Origin of the sequence: Collimonas fungivorans Ter331 (assembly GCF_000221045.1) — a bacterium.
Taxonomy (GTDB): domain Bacteria; phylum Pseudomonadota; class Gammaproteobacteria; order Burkholderiales; family Burkholderiaceae_D; genus Collimonas; species Collimonas fungivorans_A.
Map to the genome: position 1 here is coordinate 5039480 of NC_015856.1, position 17613 is coordinate 5057092.

The window sequence follows — 17613 nt, forward strand, 5'->3', positions numbered from 1 at the left end:
CATAGTTAATCGGATTGATGGACCCTAAAGATGAATCGAAAATCAGGACTACGCCGTCGGTTCTTGATTGTCTTCCGGCATGTCTATCGCGTGGTACTCCGCTCCTGCGGTCCCAGGCGGATTGGATTGATGAATCATGTTGCCAAGCTTATTTGCTGCTTCGCTAGCTTTACCGATTGCGGTATCCGCGAGAACATCGGTCATCGTCCATGCTGCAAATACCGGTGCGCTGGCGAGCGTCCCGACAGTTTCCTTGATGGCGGAGATGCCGGCGGGATTCATTCCCGCCTTTTTCGCGGCGACTCCGGCTGCGGTTTTCGCCGCAGAGACGCCGGCAAAGCCGCCTGCCAGCACACCGTTCGTCAACAAACGCTTGGCGGTGAACAGTTCGCGCGCGCCGCCGAGCGTGTCCAGGGCAATATCGACAGGCAATCTGGCGGCACGCTTCAATCCATTGGCGCCGGCACCGGTCCACGTGGCATTTTTCAGACTATCGAAATGCTCTTCCCAATCAGGACGGCCGAGCAGATATTCAGGGCCTACACGATGCTTCTTTTCATTGAACGCATTCATGGCGGCATAGGCAGCAGCACCGGCGACGGGGCCTCCGGCAGCGGCTATCCAGGAGTCAACCTCGGCAGCCGCAGCCACACCGGCTTTCTTGACGACTGTCGGAACCACGGTATTTCGCAAGATGTTGCGTCCGGTATAGGTCTGAAACGAAACCGAAATTTCGAGAGCCTGCTTCAGCAGATTGCCAGTTGCCCCTTTTGCTTCAGCCATCACCGGCTCCAGCTGTTCCGCATCCACTTTCATCCATTGGGTATTGCTGGTGGATTTTTCCAGAATTGTCGCGCCCACGGTATCCGCGGCGCCAGAAAATGCGCCGACAACTGCGCCGACTTGCGCCGGGGTCTTCGCGGCTGCGGTCAATACCTGCTTGACGTCCATCAATCTTGATGCGATCCCGAACGGGACTGATCTGATGAAACCAACAGAAGCTTGCGCAACGCGATCCATGTTAGTTCCTTTTGACAGGATCTGATGGATAGTCGCCGGCGTTTCGCCTTTTTCATCGAGCCGGCTTGCTCGTTCGTCGATCAACAATGCGAAAGCTTCAAGGTTGCGTTCATTAATGTGCGGCGCAAATATGTCGAGCAGTTGCGCCGAGATGGCTTCCTTGTTCGGAATCGGAATTACTACCTCTCCTGACTGGACGTTAGCCACATCCAGCGGCGCGCTCGGTTCTGCCTCGCCTGCATGCATGTCCCCCATTTCGATTGCAATATGGCCCGCCCCAGCCATTGCCGAACTTTCTGCGGTGGAGGAAAGATGTGCCTTCGGAGTTGAGGACGAACCGAAAAGTCTCCCGGACAAAATGGTGGCTAGCGTCTTCTTGCTGCCGCCATTTTTTGGAATCAGCGGCAGCGGAGAACCTTCCGCAATTGGAGAACCGCCGATTCGGGACAGCGCCAACTGTTCCGCGGAAATGATTTTTTTCCCTTTGGTGGAGAGAAGGTCGAGATGCAGTTCTCCGCTGTAATGCCGCATCGACGAACCAACCGTGGCCCGCCCGCTGCCGCTCCTGCTTGACGATGCCGAGGTGCGCCTGCCGCTTTCCGTGCGTCCCTCAAATCCTATGCTGGAAGACACCGTTATCCCGGCGCTTTCCTCTCTTCCTTCATGGCCTGTGCTGGAGGACACCGAATGTCGGTTGCCGCCGGTATTCGACCCTGCACGCGGCGTCAATTCGCCCGAATGCGGAATCGGACTACGCGATCCCGACCTTCGGCTGGAACCGCTGGTACTCGTTCCAGCATTCTGGGTATTTTCAGTATTCTCGGGTGCGATCGTGGGTTGTGACTGGTTTTGTACACGCATTTCTGATCCTCCATAAAAGACCGTCAAGATTCCGGGTCGGGATTTCCTGTCAAATAGTCTCGCCTCTCGGGCGATATTTCCTTTTGGAAATTTTTATTTCGTTCGCATGGTCCAACATACGGCCATGCCGATCTCTGCAAGGCACGAAGTAAGGTGGCCATGGGCGAACAGACACCGAGACGGTATTTTGAAATTAAGTTAATGATTTAAGAAAATTTCAATTTGCATTGGAAACGAGAACCAGGCGCAAAGCCGTCATTTGCAAGGCTTCGTATCTCGCAATAAAGATTCGGCAGAAGCAGGGCCGCGGGAAGAAAATGAAGTGACTATTTGCCGTGCGAGGTTGTTGGAAAGCCGGAAAGCTCTGTGAAATTCTGGAGCGACAGCCAGGCTGGCTTGGCAACCGCGACATAACCTAACCAGAGGAAATCATGCACGCAAATCACACTACCGCTCTTTTCGCGACGCTGTCGGGCAACATTTTGAAGGTATCCAAACCCGGCGCCGGCGCAATTGAAATCCCGATCAACGACTGCGCGATTCACACCAAATTGAGCGGCGTCCATCTGCACGGCGGACCGTATTTCCAGATCGGGCCGCTGTCCGGCGAAGAACTGACGATGCTGCGTCATTTAGGCGTCAGGGAACCCAACCTGGAGCTGATCGACTTTGTTCGTCACTGAGAGAATGCCCTGTGCATCGCGTTGTTTTGCACGGGGCTTATTTATGAAGTGGGTTTACGCCGCGCGGGCATTGCCTCGTGAATCCCGGGATAGCGGCGGGTACAGCCTGGCCGAATCGCTTAATGTCTCGTTTCCAAAAAACCGCCCAGTTTCGGCAAGGTGTTGCGCAGTGTGAGACGTGCGCGAAACATCCTGGATTTTATTGTGCTGACGGGACATTCCATGATCTCGGCGATCTCTTCCTGCGAGTACCCCATCCAATACGTCATCTCCAGCGTCACCCGCTGATCGAACGGCAAGAGAATCAGCCCTTTTGCGACCCAGTCGAGCACTTCATGGTCGTCGAAAGGACAGGCAAGCGGCATGTCCCCGGCTGGCGCGGTCTTTTCCCACAGGGCCTGCCCCGTCCTGCGCAGCGACTTGAGCGCAGTGCGGTAGGCGATTCCCATGATCCAGGTCGACACCTGCGCCTCGCCGCGAAATTCACGGGCTTTTTGCCAGACGACTAGGAAGGTGTCGTTAATCGCTTCCTCAATCGCATCTTCACAATACGTCACTCGTCTGAGGAAGCGGCTTAACCTGTGATGATACTTCAGGTATAGATAAGATAACGATTGCCGGTCGCCGGCGGCGATGCGGTCCAGCGAACCAACGTCGTCGTTATCTGCCTGCCTAGGCTGGCGCGTCAAATTGCTGGAGATTAATGTCATGGCCGTCGAATGCAGTTGGATTTGATTACGGATTTGGCGTCGCGCCTGCCCGCCATGTAAAAAATTTGCCGTTCAATGATGACAAACACGGCCAGCGCGGCGGCGCCGTACATCGCATAAAACGTAAGACTATGGAATAGCTCAATAGTGTTCATATGGATATCTGAAGATGATGTGACGCCCAAGGGGCGCTGGGTTGAAACGAGACTGCACGCCGGGACTAAAAATCCGTGCTCATGGATATTTGCAAGGTGCGCGGCGCACCGACATAAAACGACGGTGAAACAGGATTGCCGGATGCCGATATATTTCCGGCGACGGTGCCTTGCGCTGTCACGACCGGATTGACGTTGCTTGTAAATGACGAACCGCTGGCGCCAGTCATGCTCAGATATTGCTTGCTGAACAAATTCGATACCGTCAGGCGGATCGTCGGCGTCTTCATGAAAGCGGTTGGTGCAAAGCGATAGCCGGCGCCGAGGTCGTATAAGGTATAGCCGCCGACCTGATCGTCATTGACCAGCGAGGTATAGCGCGCGCCGATATAACGCCCTTGGAAAGACGAATAAAACGATCCATAGGTGTACTGCAGGGAGAGCGACGCCAGCCATTTCGGCGTGTCCGGCATCTGTTTGCCAGAGGTAGGCAGCGCGACCGAACCGCCGTTGGTGGTTTTGACGAAGACCTGATCTTCCAGCATCGTCGATTCCGTGCGCGCCATCGAGCCATAGACGTTCCAGTTGCTGTTCAGCTTGTAGCCTGCTTCCAGTTCAAACCCGACAGTTCTGGATTTCCCGACGTTGAATTGGGTGCTCAGATTGGTCGCGGGATCATATTGGCTGGAAAGGCGATCCTTAAAATCGACATAGAACACGGAACCGGAGAATGTCAGCTGCTCGCCGGCGAAGCGATAGCCTGCATCGAAATTGCTGGATTTTTCAGGTTTGACGTTCACCGCCAAAATGTTGACCGGAATGGCATTGCCAGCCGCATCCTTGGCCACCATGACGCCGTCGACGATCGAGGTTGAATAGTTTTTGCCGGTCAATTGAGCCAATCCCGTGTTCGCGCTATTTTCCGGAGCGCGCGCGTTCTGGCCGGCATTAAAAAATGCCGATTGCTTATCGGTGAACTGGTAGCGCAAGCCGAGGTTAGCCAAATTGTCGGAGAAATCCTGATGCTCGCTGTAGTTCACGCCATTGGCATTGACGCCCGAGCCGCTGGCATAGTTGTTGAAGTCGCGCGATACGGACTGCCGCTTCAAGCCGAGCAATACATTTAATTTATCGTTGAGCAGGCCGAAGCTGTCCTGCAGGAACAAGGTATGTGCATCGACATCGGTCTTCCAGTTTCTTGAGGCGTTATAGGGCGTACCATCCTGATATTGCAAATAGGCGGAGCTGTCCCTGAGCCAGTAGTCGGCGGCGTTGCCGTTATTGCCAATTCCTACCACCGGGCTGTATTGCCTGGAAGCGCCGCGGTCAAACCAGATGCCGCCGCTCACATTATGGATGCCGGCTTGGTAGCTGGCCTTGGCGGTAATGCCCCAACGGTCGGTCTGGCTGACGTTGCTGCCATACATGGCAACCGTATCGCGGGTGTCGCCGTCGCCGTTGGCGTCGCGGATGCCCCCATGCAATGCGCTGCTTGCCTTGGACTCCGTCACGGTAGTCAACTGGTTGCCGCCCGTGCCATAACCATAACTGTAGTAAGGATTCACGTCGATACTGGCCTTGGGCGAAATTTGCCAGTGATTCTGCAACGCTATCTGATAATTCTCGAAAGGGTTGTTGTTGAAACCGGCGTACTGAGCTCCGGATGCACCGAAGATACCGGCATTGAGCGCATAGGTAGTGTCGTTTTGAGCAGTTCCGGCCAACGCAGGCTGGTGCTGCGGTGCGCGCGCGCCGAAATCGAGATCGTAGCCGCCGCCGGCGATATCGTTCTTGCTGACGGTACGATAGTTGGCGTTGTTCATTTTGTTGTAGAGAGCGCTGAGCTTGGAAAAGCTGCCGCCGTCGAAGTTGAACACTGCCTTGGCGTCAAGATGCTCGCGGTCGGCCTTGCCGTCGCCCTTGAATTTATCGACGCCGGCTTGCGACAGCGACAAAAAGAATTTGGCGCGATCGTTCATGAAGCCTCCGGAATCGAAACGTACAAACTCTTTGTGATAACTGTTGCTGCCCACAGCGAATGCAACCTTGCCGCCAAGCTTGTCTTTCGGATCGCAAGTCGAAATGCCGATGTTGCCGCCGCTGGCGCCGACATGCGGCGCGTCGATGTCGGTGCTGCCTTGGGTCAGGAAAACTTCACAGGTGTTTTCCGAATCCGCAAATTCCTGAATATTGATCGTGTAGTTGAGCGAATCGTTCAACGGCACGCCATCCAGCGTCAAGCCCATCTGGTTGCTGTTATAGCCGCGCACCCGCAATGTGCCGCCGAACAGGCCGGTGCCATCCTGATCGAAGGTCGACACGCCCGGCAGGGTTTCGATCATCTGGAAAGCGGTCGAAGTCGGCGCCTTTTTCTTAATCGCCACCGCCGTTACCGAACTACGGGCTTTCGGCGATTCCTCTTGCTGTATCAAGCCGGTGCCGGTTCCGCCGGGAAGCCCCTGGATATGGATCTGTCCCAGATCGGTGGTGTCGGCTGCCTGCGCCACCGGCATATTGCTCAGGAATAGACCAGACACGACCAGCGCCAGACGTTTGACTTTGATTTTCATCTAATTCCCCTTAATTATATTCAATGGACTGCGTTGATATTTCGATCGTGCATGGCATTTGCATGCCTGGTTCTGCTGCGTCAATTCGCTGGTCTGAATTGCAAATCCACGCTAAAGCGATGCGTCTCCTGATCTGCCATGAACGGCTCCGGAAATCCGATAAAGGTCGCTCTACCGACAGTCTTGCGCGCTGCTTCATCGAGCAATGTCGAATTCGATGATTGTTCAATGCCGCTATCCGCCAGAGATCCATCGCGCCGTAACACGAACCAGATCTTCACCGTCCCTTCGGGCCGCAACTGGCTCGCCTCGCGCCCGCTCGGATAACGTTTTATCGAATTTATTTATTTAATTAATCGAATTTCGTAAAACCAGGTACAGCACGAACACGGCATCCAACGCCAGCATGGCCAGCGTCACTTTTTGCTGACGGCGCAGCGCAGCGACAAGCAGGGTGTATGCAAAACAGCCAAACGCCATGCCCACCATCAGGTCGGTTGTCAACACGGTCACCAATGTCATCAACAGCGGCGGTATGCTGGCATCGAGACGCAACAGGTCGATTTCGCGCAATCCCTCCATCATCAGGAATCCGACCAATACCAGCGCCGGGGCCGTGGCTTGCACCGGAACGATCGTGATCAACGGCGCTAAAAATAGGCTCAGTGCAAACAGAACTGCTACCGTGACTCCCACTAATCCCGTACGCCCGCCCGACTCGACGCCGGCGACCGATTCGACATAAGCGGTGACAGTGGAGGTGCCGACCGCCGCGCCGACCACGCTTGCCAGCGCATCCGATGCAAATGCTGCCCGCGCATCCGGCAAATTGCCGGACGCGGTCAACAAGTTGGCGCGTCTGGTTACGCCAAACAGGGTTGCGGTGCCGGCAAAAAACTCTGACAGCAAAAAATAGAGCGTGACCGGCAACAGCAAATGGAACTTCGATAGAAATTGGTGGAAATCGAAGGCGCCGATCAGGTCAGTCTTGATAGTCGGCACGGCGGCCATATGCTCCGGCCATAGCGTGAGAACCTTGCCGTCGGCGCCGTGTATGAAAGATCCAGCTATCGTGATGGCGACAATCGATATCAGCAGCGCCCCCGGAACACGCCACCTGACCAGCAGGGGCGTTGCCACGATGCCGCCCAGCGCCAGCAAAGCGGCATGGTCGCCGAGATTCCCGAGCCCTGCGACTGAACCGGGAACCGCCACCACCAGGCCGGCGCTTTTCAGCCCCAGATACGCGACAAATGCGCCGATGGAACATTGCATGCCAAGCTTGATAGGTTCTGGAAATGCCGCGATGATGCGTTCGCGCCAGCGCGTTAGCGATAGCCCCAGGAAGATGAGGGCATTCAAAAACACCATGGTCAGCCCGGTTTGCCACGACACGCCCATCTGCCCTACCAGTATCTGAGCGAACACGATATTGGTGCCCATGCCGGGCGCCAGCGCAATCGGCAAATTCGCCCAGAGCGCCATGATCAGGGTGCCAACCGCCGCCGAGACCACCGTGGCCAGCAGCAAGCTCTGCTTATCCATGCCGGTCGAGGATAAAATCATCGGATTGACAACGATGATGTAACTCATCGCCGCAAAGGTTGTCATGCCGGCGATCATTTCACGGCCGGCTGTCGTGCCGCGGCCATGCAGATGAAAAAATCGATCAAGGAATCGGTGAATTCTCAAAGGTTTCTCGCCCAGGTAAGATTGATGTATGGCTTGAAAGTCGGCTTATGGCGCGACTTACCGGTTAAAGACCTGCCGGCAAATCGCCGCGCACTTTTCGAGATCGAATTGATCGTCGGTACGCACGCCAGACTCCATGTCGATCCAGTAAGCCACTTGCGACGCCACCGGGAAGGTATCCAGCAGCGCGGCTATGTTGGCGGAGGAAAAGCCGCCTGAATATCCACACAGCGGATGGTCGACGTCCAGCGACGGCCATATTCTTGGCTGGATGCCGGTGCCGAAAGACAAGTCGTACAGCCAATCGACGCGCGTATCCGAGGGAAAATCGCCCTGGCACTGCAGCGCCGCACGCATTCCGTAGCAAGCGGCGTAGGTATGGCTGTTTCGTATTTCGATATCGCTGCTGCCCTGGAAGCCGTGGTTAACTTGAAGCCGCGAAAAACCCGCCAGATCGAGTTGCGGCGATTGCCCTGCCACGATCGCGCGCGCAGCCTCTCCGCACACGTGCGCAGACAGCCGCAAACCGGAACAGCGGATGGCTTGCCGCACATCGCTCGCCGGGAATCTTGGCTGACCTTCGCGCCCGTCCTGAAACAAGACCCCCCATTCAATCGGATAGCGTGCGGCAAGCGCTTGCATGCCGGGTATCAGGTCGACGCGATCCACTCCTGTAAAAGTAATGAAAGCTGGAGTTTTTTTTATAGACGTCATGAAAATTCCGTTAGTTGATTAAGTTAAGTAAGACAGGAAAATTGGCCACGTCAATAATCGAACGATTGACCGGCGGCAGCCAGCAAGGCTGATACCGCCTCGCGATCAGGCAAGCCGGAGCGCGCCCCGACCGCTGTCACCGATATGGATGCGGCGGCGCAGGCAAAACGCGTGGCCTGCATCAACGACCGGCCTTCCAGCAGCGCTGCAATGAATGCACCGTTGAAGCAGTCGCCGGCGCCGGTGGCGTCGACAACTTGCGTCCGAAAAGCGGATTGCTCAACTGTCTGGTGACGGCTGACCGCAATGGCGCCGGCGCCCCCGCGCGTTATCACGATAACGCGCGGGCCTCGCTCAAGCAGCGAGCGGACGTTGGCGGCAGTCGGCGGCTTTTTCAATATGTCGGAGAAACTCCGTTCGTTCATGAATACAAGATCGGACAAGGCCAGCAAAGCATCGAGGCGAGCCGGTCCGCTCACCATCGCGGTTTCGATGTCGATCGAAACCGCCGTGCCTGTGCCATGCGCCAATTTGCTTAGCTCAAAAAATTCTTCGAGATCGTAGGGCATCGCATGCACCATGCGGCTATCGACCAGGGCTTGCGATATGGTTTCCGGATCCAGAACCGAGCCCGGCATCGGTTCATACACCACAGCCTTTTCGCCGCATTTGTCCAACAGGATCAGCGCATTGGCCGAAACCTTTCCGGGCATGCTGCGCAGATATGCCGTCGATACGCCGGCGCGTTGAAATTCCATCCGTAAAAACTCGCCGGCCGTATCGTCGCCGGTGCGGCCGTAGCTCGCTGCCGGTATCCGCAAGCGGCTGGCGGCGCATGCAACGTTGGCGACGGTGCCGCCGGCAAACGAATCGAGCCGCCGGCCAAGACATTTCTGGTCCGCTCTTGGCACGGCGTCGACCGCGATAACCGTGTCCAGGTTGGGATCGCCAAATGCCAGCAATCCGAATCGGCGTGCATTGCTGGTTTTAAAAATATCGATCATTGCGCGTGGATTCTTTCGCTATTCATGGTTCGGGGCCTGGTAAGCAGATCGACGGTCAATCGTTCGAAACGCGGTAAATCGATTTCTTCGATCACCAGCACCGGCCGTTCGCCAAGTTGCGGACCTTTTCCCAATGCCCAGCTCAGGGTATTGCCGTAACCGGCGGTAAAGCTGGTATCCACGTCGACCAGCATGGTTGCGCTTTTTGTTACTATGCCGGGGTCGATCCAAACCATCGCCGCCAATTCATCCCACATTGGAGATGGCTGCCCATACTGTCCGATGTAGCTTGCGAAAGCGGTCTTTCCGTTCGCAATCCGGGCCAGCAGTTCGGACCGGAAGAATGTGGCGGTAGTCGGATCGACGGGAATCTGCAACACTCTTTTCCATGGTTCATGCAGTACCATCGAGGCAGCTTCCGGATCCCAGCGCAGGTTGAATTCAAGCCGGGTGCCGTGCCGATATTCGTCAGCGAAGGTGTTGGCAGCGAGGACGGGGCGGAAACTCCCTCCCATGAAAACCAGTTCCTTGGCGAGCGATGAAAATGCGGAGTCAAGACGAGCCGCTACCGCCAGATCGGTTAGCGGACCGGCCGCCCAGATCGTCACTTCTCCCGGGAATTCATGTACCTTGCGAATCATGAAATCGACGCCGGGTTCCGACGCGGGCTTTATCGTAGCCATTCCTTCTGCTTGCGCCGGAATCATATAAGGATCGGCATGACGTTTTTTGTCTATCGGGTTAGACCAGGCTCCCTTATATGACAATTCCCCGTACATACGCTCCCAGCGCAGTGTTTTTTCGGCGCTGTTCAGCAAAGGAAAGACTGTCCCGGCATACACCGGCACCTCGGTACGGCCCGCGATCTCCAGCAATCGCAATGTGTGCTGGATGTTCTCGTCGCGCCAGCCATCGCCGCTGCCGACGACGATGCCGAGCACATCGACGTCCGGCGCCTGCAACAGCATCAGTATCGATTGCATATTGGTGCCGCCAGGCCCATACGCATCTTGACTGATGATCAGCTTGCGCCTGCCGGCATCGGCGTTCGCAGGCAATGCCGATATGGCCATCGCAAGCGACGCCGCCAGCCAGAGCAATGCCCGATCCAAAGTTGTTTTCATCCCTGAACTCTCATATGTTGATAACGTTGCAAGATCAGACCTGGTTTTCGATAAGTAGATTCATGGTTGCCATCAGCAATATCCATGCCATATGGTACGAACCACTTTATTTCACAAAGTACTGGAAACCGATTTTGTCTATATATATAAGCATCCAATCGACGATAGGAGCATAAGATATAAATGTGACGATATCATGACTGGTACGAACCATTGCGGTTTTATTTTTACTTGACGAGCATTCCTGTGCATGAGGAATCATGGCCGCACCAGTGGCGTGCACGGTTATGAAAAAGGGGAAAAGAAGGGGCAAGGATCGATGCCGCCGGCTGACCGTCGAGACGACTATCGGCAGGCAGTCATATGGTCAATGCAGGCGGCAAGCGAGCGATTATCGAACCTGGAAATGCTGCGATTGTCTTTGTGCGGGTAGTCGCTTACGCGGCCGTATTTTCCCGGAAAGGATGTAAAGACAGCTAAGTGAGAAATTGCTGCGCCAGCCCCGGACAAGCGCGGCTAGGAATTGTCAATGCGCCTGCTTCGGCATCACTTCAAACGCAAGCAACTGCGTTACCTGCGTCGCATTGAAGTTATTATCTGACACCAGCACCAGGCTATCGTGCCCGTTGGCCAGCCGCGGCCCCCAGGCAATACCTTCCAGGTTATCGACATACGGGAGATTGCTTTCATTCAGATTCAGAATCAGATGTTTTTTTGCAGGTTGATAGGCCGCTCCTTGCAATGATGCAATCCCGCTGATATCGCTTGCCTCGCTGACATCCATTTCATAGATGCGAATATAGAATTTGAATACGCCTTGGCTATTCTGAACTCCCGCACGTTCAAGCATTAGTAATTGATGGTCATTGATCGCCAGAATTTCGGATACGCCGTTGTCGGCATATTTACCGGCCGGCGCAACAGGAATGGCATCGAGCGGGTAAGCATATTGTCCAAGCAGCTGGCCGCTGCGCGTGTATTTGGTAACGCGCGCCATCGCGCCAGACTGCACGCTGGCCAGCGGACCGTCCTGGTATAAGGGAGCTTCCATCCCTACCCACAGATAGCTGCCGTCCGGCGAAAAACTCAATCCTTCAAAAGACAGGTTATCGCGCGGCCCGAGTTCTTGCTGCGTCGTTATCTGAAACATCGGCGCCAGCGGCAGCGATGCCAGATAAGCGCCATCGCGGCTAGCCTGCCTGACGAAAGGTCCCATCCCCAGCTTGCGATAACCTTCACTGGAATACCAGATACTGCCGTCTTGCGGATCAAAACGGATCGATTCGATGTCCGGCACTTCGCCGTCACGCCTTGCGCCGCGCTGAGGAAAATCAGCCACGCCAGGATATAGGCTGCCGTCCGCCTGTCTGAAATAGGTAACGCCGATCAGGTCGACAGCATGAAAACCCTCGCTGTCATAGTCCAGGCGGGCGCTATAAAAACGCGCCGGATTGACTTCCGAACGATCATCGCTTTCCATTACCCAGCTATTGGTTCGCGGGTCGTAATCAATTCCGGACAATCCGCCGACAATACTTCCCTTGAATGGATAGTCCAAGGGGATGCGTTGCTCGCCAATGAAGCGCAAACTGGCGATACTGCTGCTGGCAGGCGCCTGCGCCGGGTGATCGCCATCGATGCCGGCGCAAGCTGTGCAAAGCAACAGTAAAGAAAGGCAAGCGCTTGACGATATGTTTTTGATCAGCATGGATATTGCAATCTGAATGTGGAGGGACAGATGTCGGCAGCTTAAAGGAAATTGCGGTTATTGACAATTGGTACGTACCATTTTACCATGAGGCGATATGATGAAAATTGACGATACAACAGCGCTGACCCTGCCACGCTACAAATGGCTTGCCAATATTATCGGCACGACGATCAGCCAGGGCTTGCTCGCTGACAACCAGGCCTTGCCTTCCGAACGCGAACTGGCCGAGCGCTACGAAGTCAGTCGCGACACCGTCCGCAAGGCGGTGCGCTATATGGAAGAGCGCGGCATAATTTACAGCGGACACGGACGCGGCACTTTTGTGGCGCCGGCCATTGTGCGCGGAACCACGCGTTTCATTGACAGCTTTTCGCAAGATGCAAATAACCGCGGCAGCGTCGCCGGCCAGCGCGTTCTGAATGTCGAGCCGGTCGCTGCTTCGATGGCGATTGCCGGCCTGTTGAACGTGAGGCCGGGCGACCCCTTGCTCCGCATACATCGGATCCGTCTGATGGATAATGCAGCGGTCGGTTTGCACGACGCCTATTTCGTCTTGCCGCCGGGAGCAAAAGTCACCCTCTCCCAGATCGAGCGAGCCGGTTCCTTGTACAAGCTGCTGACCGAAAAATTTGGCTTTGCCCCTGCCGAAGCGGTCGAAAACCTCAGTGCCGGCGCCGCCGAGCAGGAAGATGCACGCTTATTGAACATCCAAAAAGGCGATCCCTTGCTTATTTGCGAAAGAATCACCTTGTCGGACCGACGCGAACCTATTGAATATTGCTTAATGAAATATTTATCCAGCTATCGCTATAAAACCCGCATCGCAAAACGCAGCGGCGACTGATTTGGCGCAGCGAGTCTTATATTGCGGTTGATACTTTTTAATGCGTCTTGAGAGTCCCGTCCAGGCGACCCAGCTACGCGCCCAGGCTCTTCGGCCACGTCATCTCCGAGAGCGCGGGGATGACTGAAAAAAGTCCATTGGCAAATCGCCGGCTGAACAGCCACCATTGCTATCCAGCGGATAGTCACTAGCTTACCAGTCCGGTATAACGCGACAGCGCAAAAAAATGCTCTTTCGCGCTATCCAGCGGCGTACCTGGCCCTTCTTCATGGAAGCCGTTGCACCACGCGAAATAAGCCATTTTCAAGTGCGGCAACAGCTCGGCGCCGGGATTGCGCGCCAACGCCATCGCAGCGAGTATCGCTTTGGCGGGAATGGTTGCCCGGCATGCGCCGGCGGGCAACGGTTCGGCCATTTCGGTGCGTTCATGCGCAGGCAGCATGCGCTGCGCGAGTTCGGCGGTTTCATCGATATTGCGCGGCAGCGGCATATCGAGCGGAGCGACCGCGATCAGATAGTTGGCAGCCCGCAGCGCTTGCTTTTCGGCCTCGCGTCGAATACTGGATGAATCCGGCCTGACGCCCCGCACTGGCGCTTCAAGCAACATGCTCAAGGCAGCTTCACCGGTGACGCTGCCCGCCAGCATACGCGCCAGGTGAAAGGCATCCCCCACAGTCGCAAGCGGCTTGCGCGCCAGGATCAGACCATGCAGGGCCGCCAGCGCCGCGCCACAGTTGCTGCCGAAAAGCAGATTCAGCTTACGCACAACACATTCCAGACGCCGTCCCGCCGCGAGACCCTTGCCGCCAGCCGCATCGCATGAGGTATCGAGCCGCGCATGCAACAGGTCAGCCATCTCACGGACGCTGCCGAACCGCGCAATGGCGCCGCCCGGATTAAACAGGGCTGAGATCGTTGCCTCGACATCCGCCTCGGGAAGGATGGCCGCGATCGAGACAGCCATTGCCGTGCTGCCGGCGGAGCGCTGGTGCGATGAGAGATGTAAGGACATAGCGATCGCCATAAGAAGTCGAGAAAGTATTCCTGAGCAGGTAGAAACATCGTTGCGAGTACGGTTTGCAGCTTGACAGTTGCAGCCGGTATTCTTTCTGCCACAGCGAAACTGAGGACCGGTTCCCGAAACGATGCAGCGCACAGCCCGGCGCTTCATCCTGGGGAACGATTTCGCGCCTGCAAACAAAAGCCGTGCCCGGAATCTTCGCTCTCGCCATGCCCAGCCGTAGCGAATGCTGCTTCGGATGCATGCCTCAAACTTCGCGGTTACGGACGACTCCGCAACGGCAAATCACCTAACCTGTGCAACGGAACATGCGGACGTGCGACGGAATTTTCGGCTTCCGCTGCATGCGCCGCTTACTTCCGACACGCATCGTCGCCCCAGCGACGAGATGAAGCACGCGAAACTTCGGTTGTACAACACCATGGCGGCCCATATTGCCGCAATAAATTCAATTTCTATCCAAGGAGGTGAGCGCCGCTTTGAAAAAGACACAGGAAATGATTTAACCGCATCGCTAAACGCGAGGCCATGCCTCGCATTCTGGTAATCAATCTAATGGGGAAACATTATGAGCATTTTTTCAAAAATCAAGCACGCCTTTGAGAAGGTCGGCCATGACATCGAGCACGTAGCCAAGGCCGCTATCCACGACGTCGAAGGCGTCGTCAAAACGATGGAAAAGGATGTCGAACACGTCCTGCAAGATACGATGAAGATGACTGAAGCACTGATGCAGGGCAATTTCAAGGAAGGCTTGCAAGACTTCCTGAAAGTGACGGATGACGTAGTCAAGTCCGGCACCGACCTGGCCACATCGCAAGCCAAAATAGCAATGAGCATGATGGGCGATTTGCATATATCCAAAGGATTCGACAAATTCGTCAGCGGCGCTGAAAAAGAACTGAAGACGGTTACTGACGATGTCGAAAAAGGCGTCGATTCGACGGTCAAGACTCTTGCCGATTCCACGGTCGGCATCGCCACCGGCTCGGTTCAGATGCTGAAAGATCTGGCCCATGGCGACCTGAAGGCAGCAATGGGCGATGCGATGAAAGTGGGTGAGGATCTGGTAACCGTGGCGGCCGACCTGACGCCGGAAGGATTGGCGGTAGACATGGCGAGCCAGGTGATGGTCGCCGCGCATATCGGCAATGCCAAGATCGACGACCTGGTGGCCGGCGCAATGCACGGCAATGTAGGTGAAATGGTCAAGGGCGCCGAAAAATTCGCCAAAAGCGAAGTGGTTTCCAAGGTTGAAGATTACGCTGAAACAAAACTGGCGTCGAATCCAAAAATCGCGGAACTGGCTTCGAATGTTCTGCCGTTTCTGTTATTGGCGCCCGATGTCAGCCGCAATCAGAAAAACGCCGACAACGAGCGCTCTTCGCATCAGAAGCACGCATTCGCGTAATCTGCAATTGATCTTGGCTACTTGACCTGACATCCGCAGCGCGAGGTCGTGACTGCCTCGAATAAAACAATGCATCCTTCCTGCGAAAGCACGAAGGATGCATCTTTTTTTGGGCTGCCGGTTATTTCAAGGCTGTCATTTTGGGGAAGACGTGAAAGGCCCCAAAAAAAACCAGGCTAGTGGACTGAACTTGTCGAAACGTTAGACGCCGACGGACCTGACACCGCAATGATGCGCGGCGTCAGCAGGAACAGTCGCTGGAAACGCTGGCCCTGGTGGTGCTTGAAACGGAACAGGCCGCCAATCAAGGGAATTTTCGACAAACCCGGCACGGCAGTTTCTGCATGGTCATCCTGGTCGACGGAGTAACCCGCAATCAGCAAACTCTCGCCATTGTTGATCAGCGCCTGCGTATCGATGGTGCTGTTGCTGACAATCGGCAAGGCTCCAACCTGCTGCGTGCTCAGCTGGCCGTCCTCGATATGCACGTTGAGATGGATCTGCTCAGTGCTTGAAGTGGGCACGATCATCGGCAACACCCTCAGGGATACGCCGGCCGATACGCTATACAGGTCCGCAGACTGGTAGCCGGACACCGGGACATAGAAGGTTTGCTTGTTGTCCATGATGGCCTCGACGTTGTCCAGCGTCTCGACTTTAGGGCTGGCAGTGACGCGCGCCTGGTCGCTTTGCTGGAGTGCCGAGACCCGACCCAGCAAGTAACGCCCGGCGCCGCCGATCACTGCTGTCAGGACGCCGCCCGCCGGCGTCGAAAGTATCGGCCCGCTATTGGTCTGATTCGCCGGGTTGCCGAAACCCTGCGGATTGAGGGAGTCCGGATTTCCGGCCTGGGCCAGGGCGCCGTTGCCGGTCTGCACGTCCATGTGGCCGGAATGCAGCCGCCAGTCGACGCCTAGCTCTTTCAGCGCATTGTCGGTGATCTCGATGATGGTCGCATCTATTTCAAGAACGCCGGGACGCTGATCCAGCGATTCGATCAGCGCTTGAAAAGCCGGCATGTTTTCGGCGCGGTCGCGGACGAAAATCGCATTGCTGCGCGGATCGGCTTCAATCACCGGTCCGGCGGATGCCGCGCCTCGTTCAACCGTGCCAGCGTCGGCACGGCCGCCGGGGAGCGGCGGCAAGTCTGCGGCGGCCTGGCGCGAATTATCGGCGGAAAGCCCGGGCAAGGACGGTACCGGCGGCCGCCCATTGGCGCCCGGGGCAAACGCATTGCCACCGCTGTTGCCCGCATTGTTGCCGGTATTGCGCAGGCTCTTCATGCGATAAGTATCGCGCGGCGCCGGAGCAGCGTCGCCTGCTGCTTGACTGCCGCCGTTTGCTGCATACAGACCGCGCAGCAGCGAGGCGACGCCGCGCACCGTCACGCCTTGGCCATCAATTGTAACGGTACGGTCGGTGGCCCAGGCATAGCTCAGGGGAAACCGCTGCACCACAACCTTATCGCTAGGCGCCGAAGTTTGATCAATCAGGCGCGCGACATCGGATACCAGTTCTACATAGCGCGGCGGCCCGGAAGCAATCACCAATCCTGTTTCGCCATCGTAACGGATAGGAAAGCGCCGATCCGCAATGCCAAGGCTCGCCAGCACGCGCCGCAGTTCCGCCACATTGCTGCGCCTGAGGCTGATGGTAGCGTTACGCGCCTCATTGGCGCCGGCGATACTGAGCACCGCGCCATCGTAATACCAGATGAAACCGAATGTATTGGCCATCTTGTCCAGGAACTGCTCCGGAGAACTTTCGAAACGGCCTGACACAGAGCCTTCGACATGGGAGGAAATCGAGGTCATGATATTTTCGCTGGCGCCGAAGTCGCGCAAGACATCCTTAAGGTCTTTATGGTCAGCCACGTACTGGAATCTCTGGCTTTTCCAGACCAGCGGCTGAGCCCCGGCGCTGGCTCCGGCCACACATAGAATCAGCGGCAATACCCAGGAGATTTTTCGACACAGCGCGTTGCGCCGTTTGCGCAGGCGGGAAACCGCGCTGTACGCTTGCCCGCACATCATAGGAGTGTTTGTCATGGAATAGGTATGGGTGAAGGGCGGCCCGGAAGAACCGCCTCGGGA

Annotated in this window: 14 protein-coding genes; 3 read left to right on the forward strand and 11 right to left on the reverse strand. The window is 56.2% G+C overall.

Annotation, left to right across the window (positions count from 1 at the left end):
- Positions 1–48: 48 nt before the first annotated feature.
- Positions 49–1881, reverse strand: coding sequence for a hypothetical protein (locus CFU_RS22490; protein WP_190275194.1), 1833 nt, complete (start codon positions 1879–1881; stop codon positions 49–51).
- Positions 1882–2312: 431 nt separating this feature from the next.
- Here CFU_RS22490 and CFU_RS22495 point away from each other — a divergent pair, with 431 nt between their 5' ends.
- Positions 2313–2564 (forward strand): hypothetical protein, encoded by a 252-nt coding sequence (locus CFU_RS22495; RefSeq protein WP_014008292.1) that lies wholly within the window; start codon positions 2313–2315, stop codon positions 2562–2564.
- A 119-nt stretch (positions 2565–2683) separates the two neighbouring features.
- On the opposite strand, the gene CFU_RS22500 is transcribed toward CFU_RS22495, so the two are convergent.
- The 8 genes from CFU_RS22500 to CFU_RS22530 all read right to left on the reverse strand — a co-directional run bounded on the left by CFU_RS22500 (position 2684) and on the right by CFU_RS22530 (position 12241).
- On the reverse strand, positions 2684–3274 hold the full coding sequence (locus CFU_RS22500; protein ID WP_014008293.1) for an RNA polymerase sigma factor: 591 nt from the start codon (positions 3272–3274) through the stop codon (positions 2684–2686).
- A gap of 220 nt (positions 3275–3494) precedes the next feature.
- Entirely contained in the window at positions 3495–5999 is a 2505-nt protein-coding gene (locus CFU_RS22505) for a TonB-dependent receptor (RefSeq protein WP_014008294.1), read from the reverse strand.
- 80 nt (positions 6000–6079) lie between these two features.
- A complete protein-coding gene (locus CFU_RS24125; RefSeq protein WP_238531364.1) occupies positions 6080–6280 on the reverse strand; it encodes a TonB family protein in 201 nt (66 codons plus the stop codon).
- A 67-nt stretch (positions 6281–6347) separates the two neighbouring features.
- The gene (locus CFU_RS22510; protein ID WP_190275195.1) at positions 6348–7610 is read right to left on the reverse strand and encodes an NCS2 family permease; all 1263 of its coding nucleotides are present in this window, start codon (positions 7608–7610) and stop codon (positions 6348–6350) included.
- A gap of 138 nt (positions 7611–7748) precedes the next feature.
- Positions 7749–8405, reverse strand: a complete 657-nt coding sequence (locus CFU_RS22515) for a hypothetical protein (protein ID WP_014008296.1) — start codon at positions 8403–8405, stop codon at positions 7749–7751.
- A 50-nt stretch (positions 8406–8455) separates the two neighbouring features.
- Positions 8456–9409, reverse strand: coding sequence for a carbohydrate kinase family protein (locus CFU_RS22520; protein ID WP_014008297.1), 954 nt, complete (start codon positions 9407–9409; stop codon positions 8456–8458).
- Positions 9406–10533, reverse strand: coding sequence for a nucleoside hydrolase (locus CFU_RS22525; protein ID WP_050808690.1), 1128 nt, complete (start codon positions 10531–10533; stop codon positions 9406–9408). The genes CFU_RS22520 and CFU_RS22525 overlap by 4 nt, the downstream gene beginning before the upstream one ends.
- A gap of 526 nt (positions 10534–11059) precedes the next feature.
- A complete protein-coding gene (locus CFU_RS22530) occupies positions 11060–12241 on the reverse strand; it encodes an esterase-like activity of phytase family protein (protein ID WP_014008300.1) in 1182 nt (393 codons plus the stop codon).
- A gap of 97 nt (positions 12242–12338) precedes the next feature.
- On the opposite strand from CFU_RS22530, the gene CFU_RS22535 reads away from it, so the two are divergent.
- Entirely contained in the window at positions 12339–13088 is a 750-nt protein-coding gene (locus tag CFU_RS22535; RefSeq protein ID WP_014008301.1) for a GntR family transcriptional regulator, read from the forward strand.
- A 187-nt stretch (positions 13089–13275) separates the two neighbouring features.
- On the opposite strand, the gene CFU_RS22540 is transcribed toward CFU_RS22535, so the two are convergent.
- Entirely contained in the window at positions 13276–14052 is a 777-nt protein-coding gene (locus CFU_RS22540) for a hypothetical protein (RefSeq protein WP_041742762.1), read from the reverse strand.
- Positions 14053–14677: 625 nt separating this feature from the next.
- Between CFU_RS22540 and CFU_RS22545 the strand changes: the two genes are divergently transcribed.
- Complete coding sequence (locus CFU_RS22545) at positions 14678–15520, forward strand: hypothetical protein (protein WP_014008303.1); 843 nt, start codon at positions 14678–14680, stop codon at positions 15518–15520.
- A 176-nt stretch (positions 15521–15696) separates the two neighbouring features.
- Here the strand turns inward: CFU_RS22545 and sctC are convergent, their stop codons facing one another.
- Complete coding sequence (gene sctC / locus CFU_RS22550; RefSeq protein ID WP_238531365.1) at positions 15697–17568, reverse strand: type III secretion system outer membrane ring subunit SctC; 1872 nt, start codon at positions 17566–17568, stop codon at positions 15697–15699.
- Positions 17569–17613: the final 45 nt, after the last annotated feature.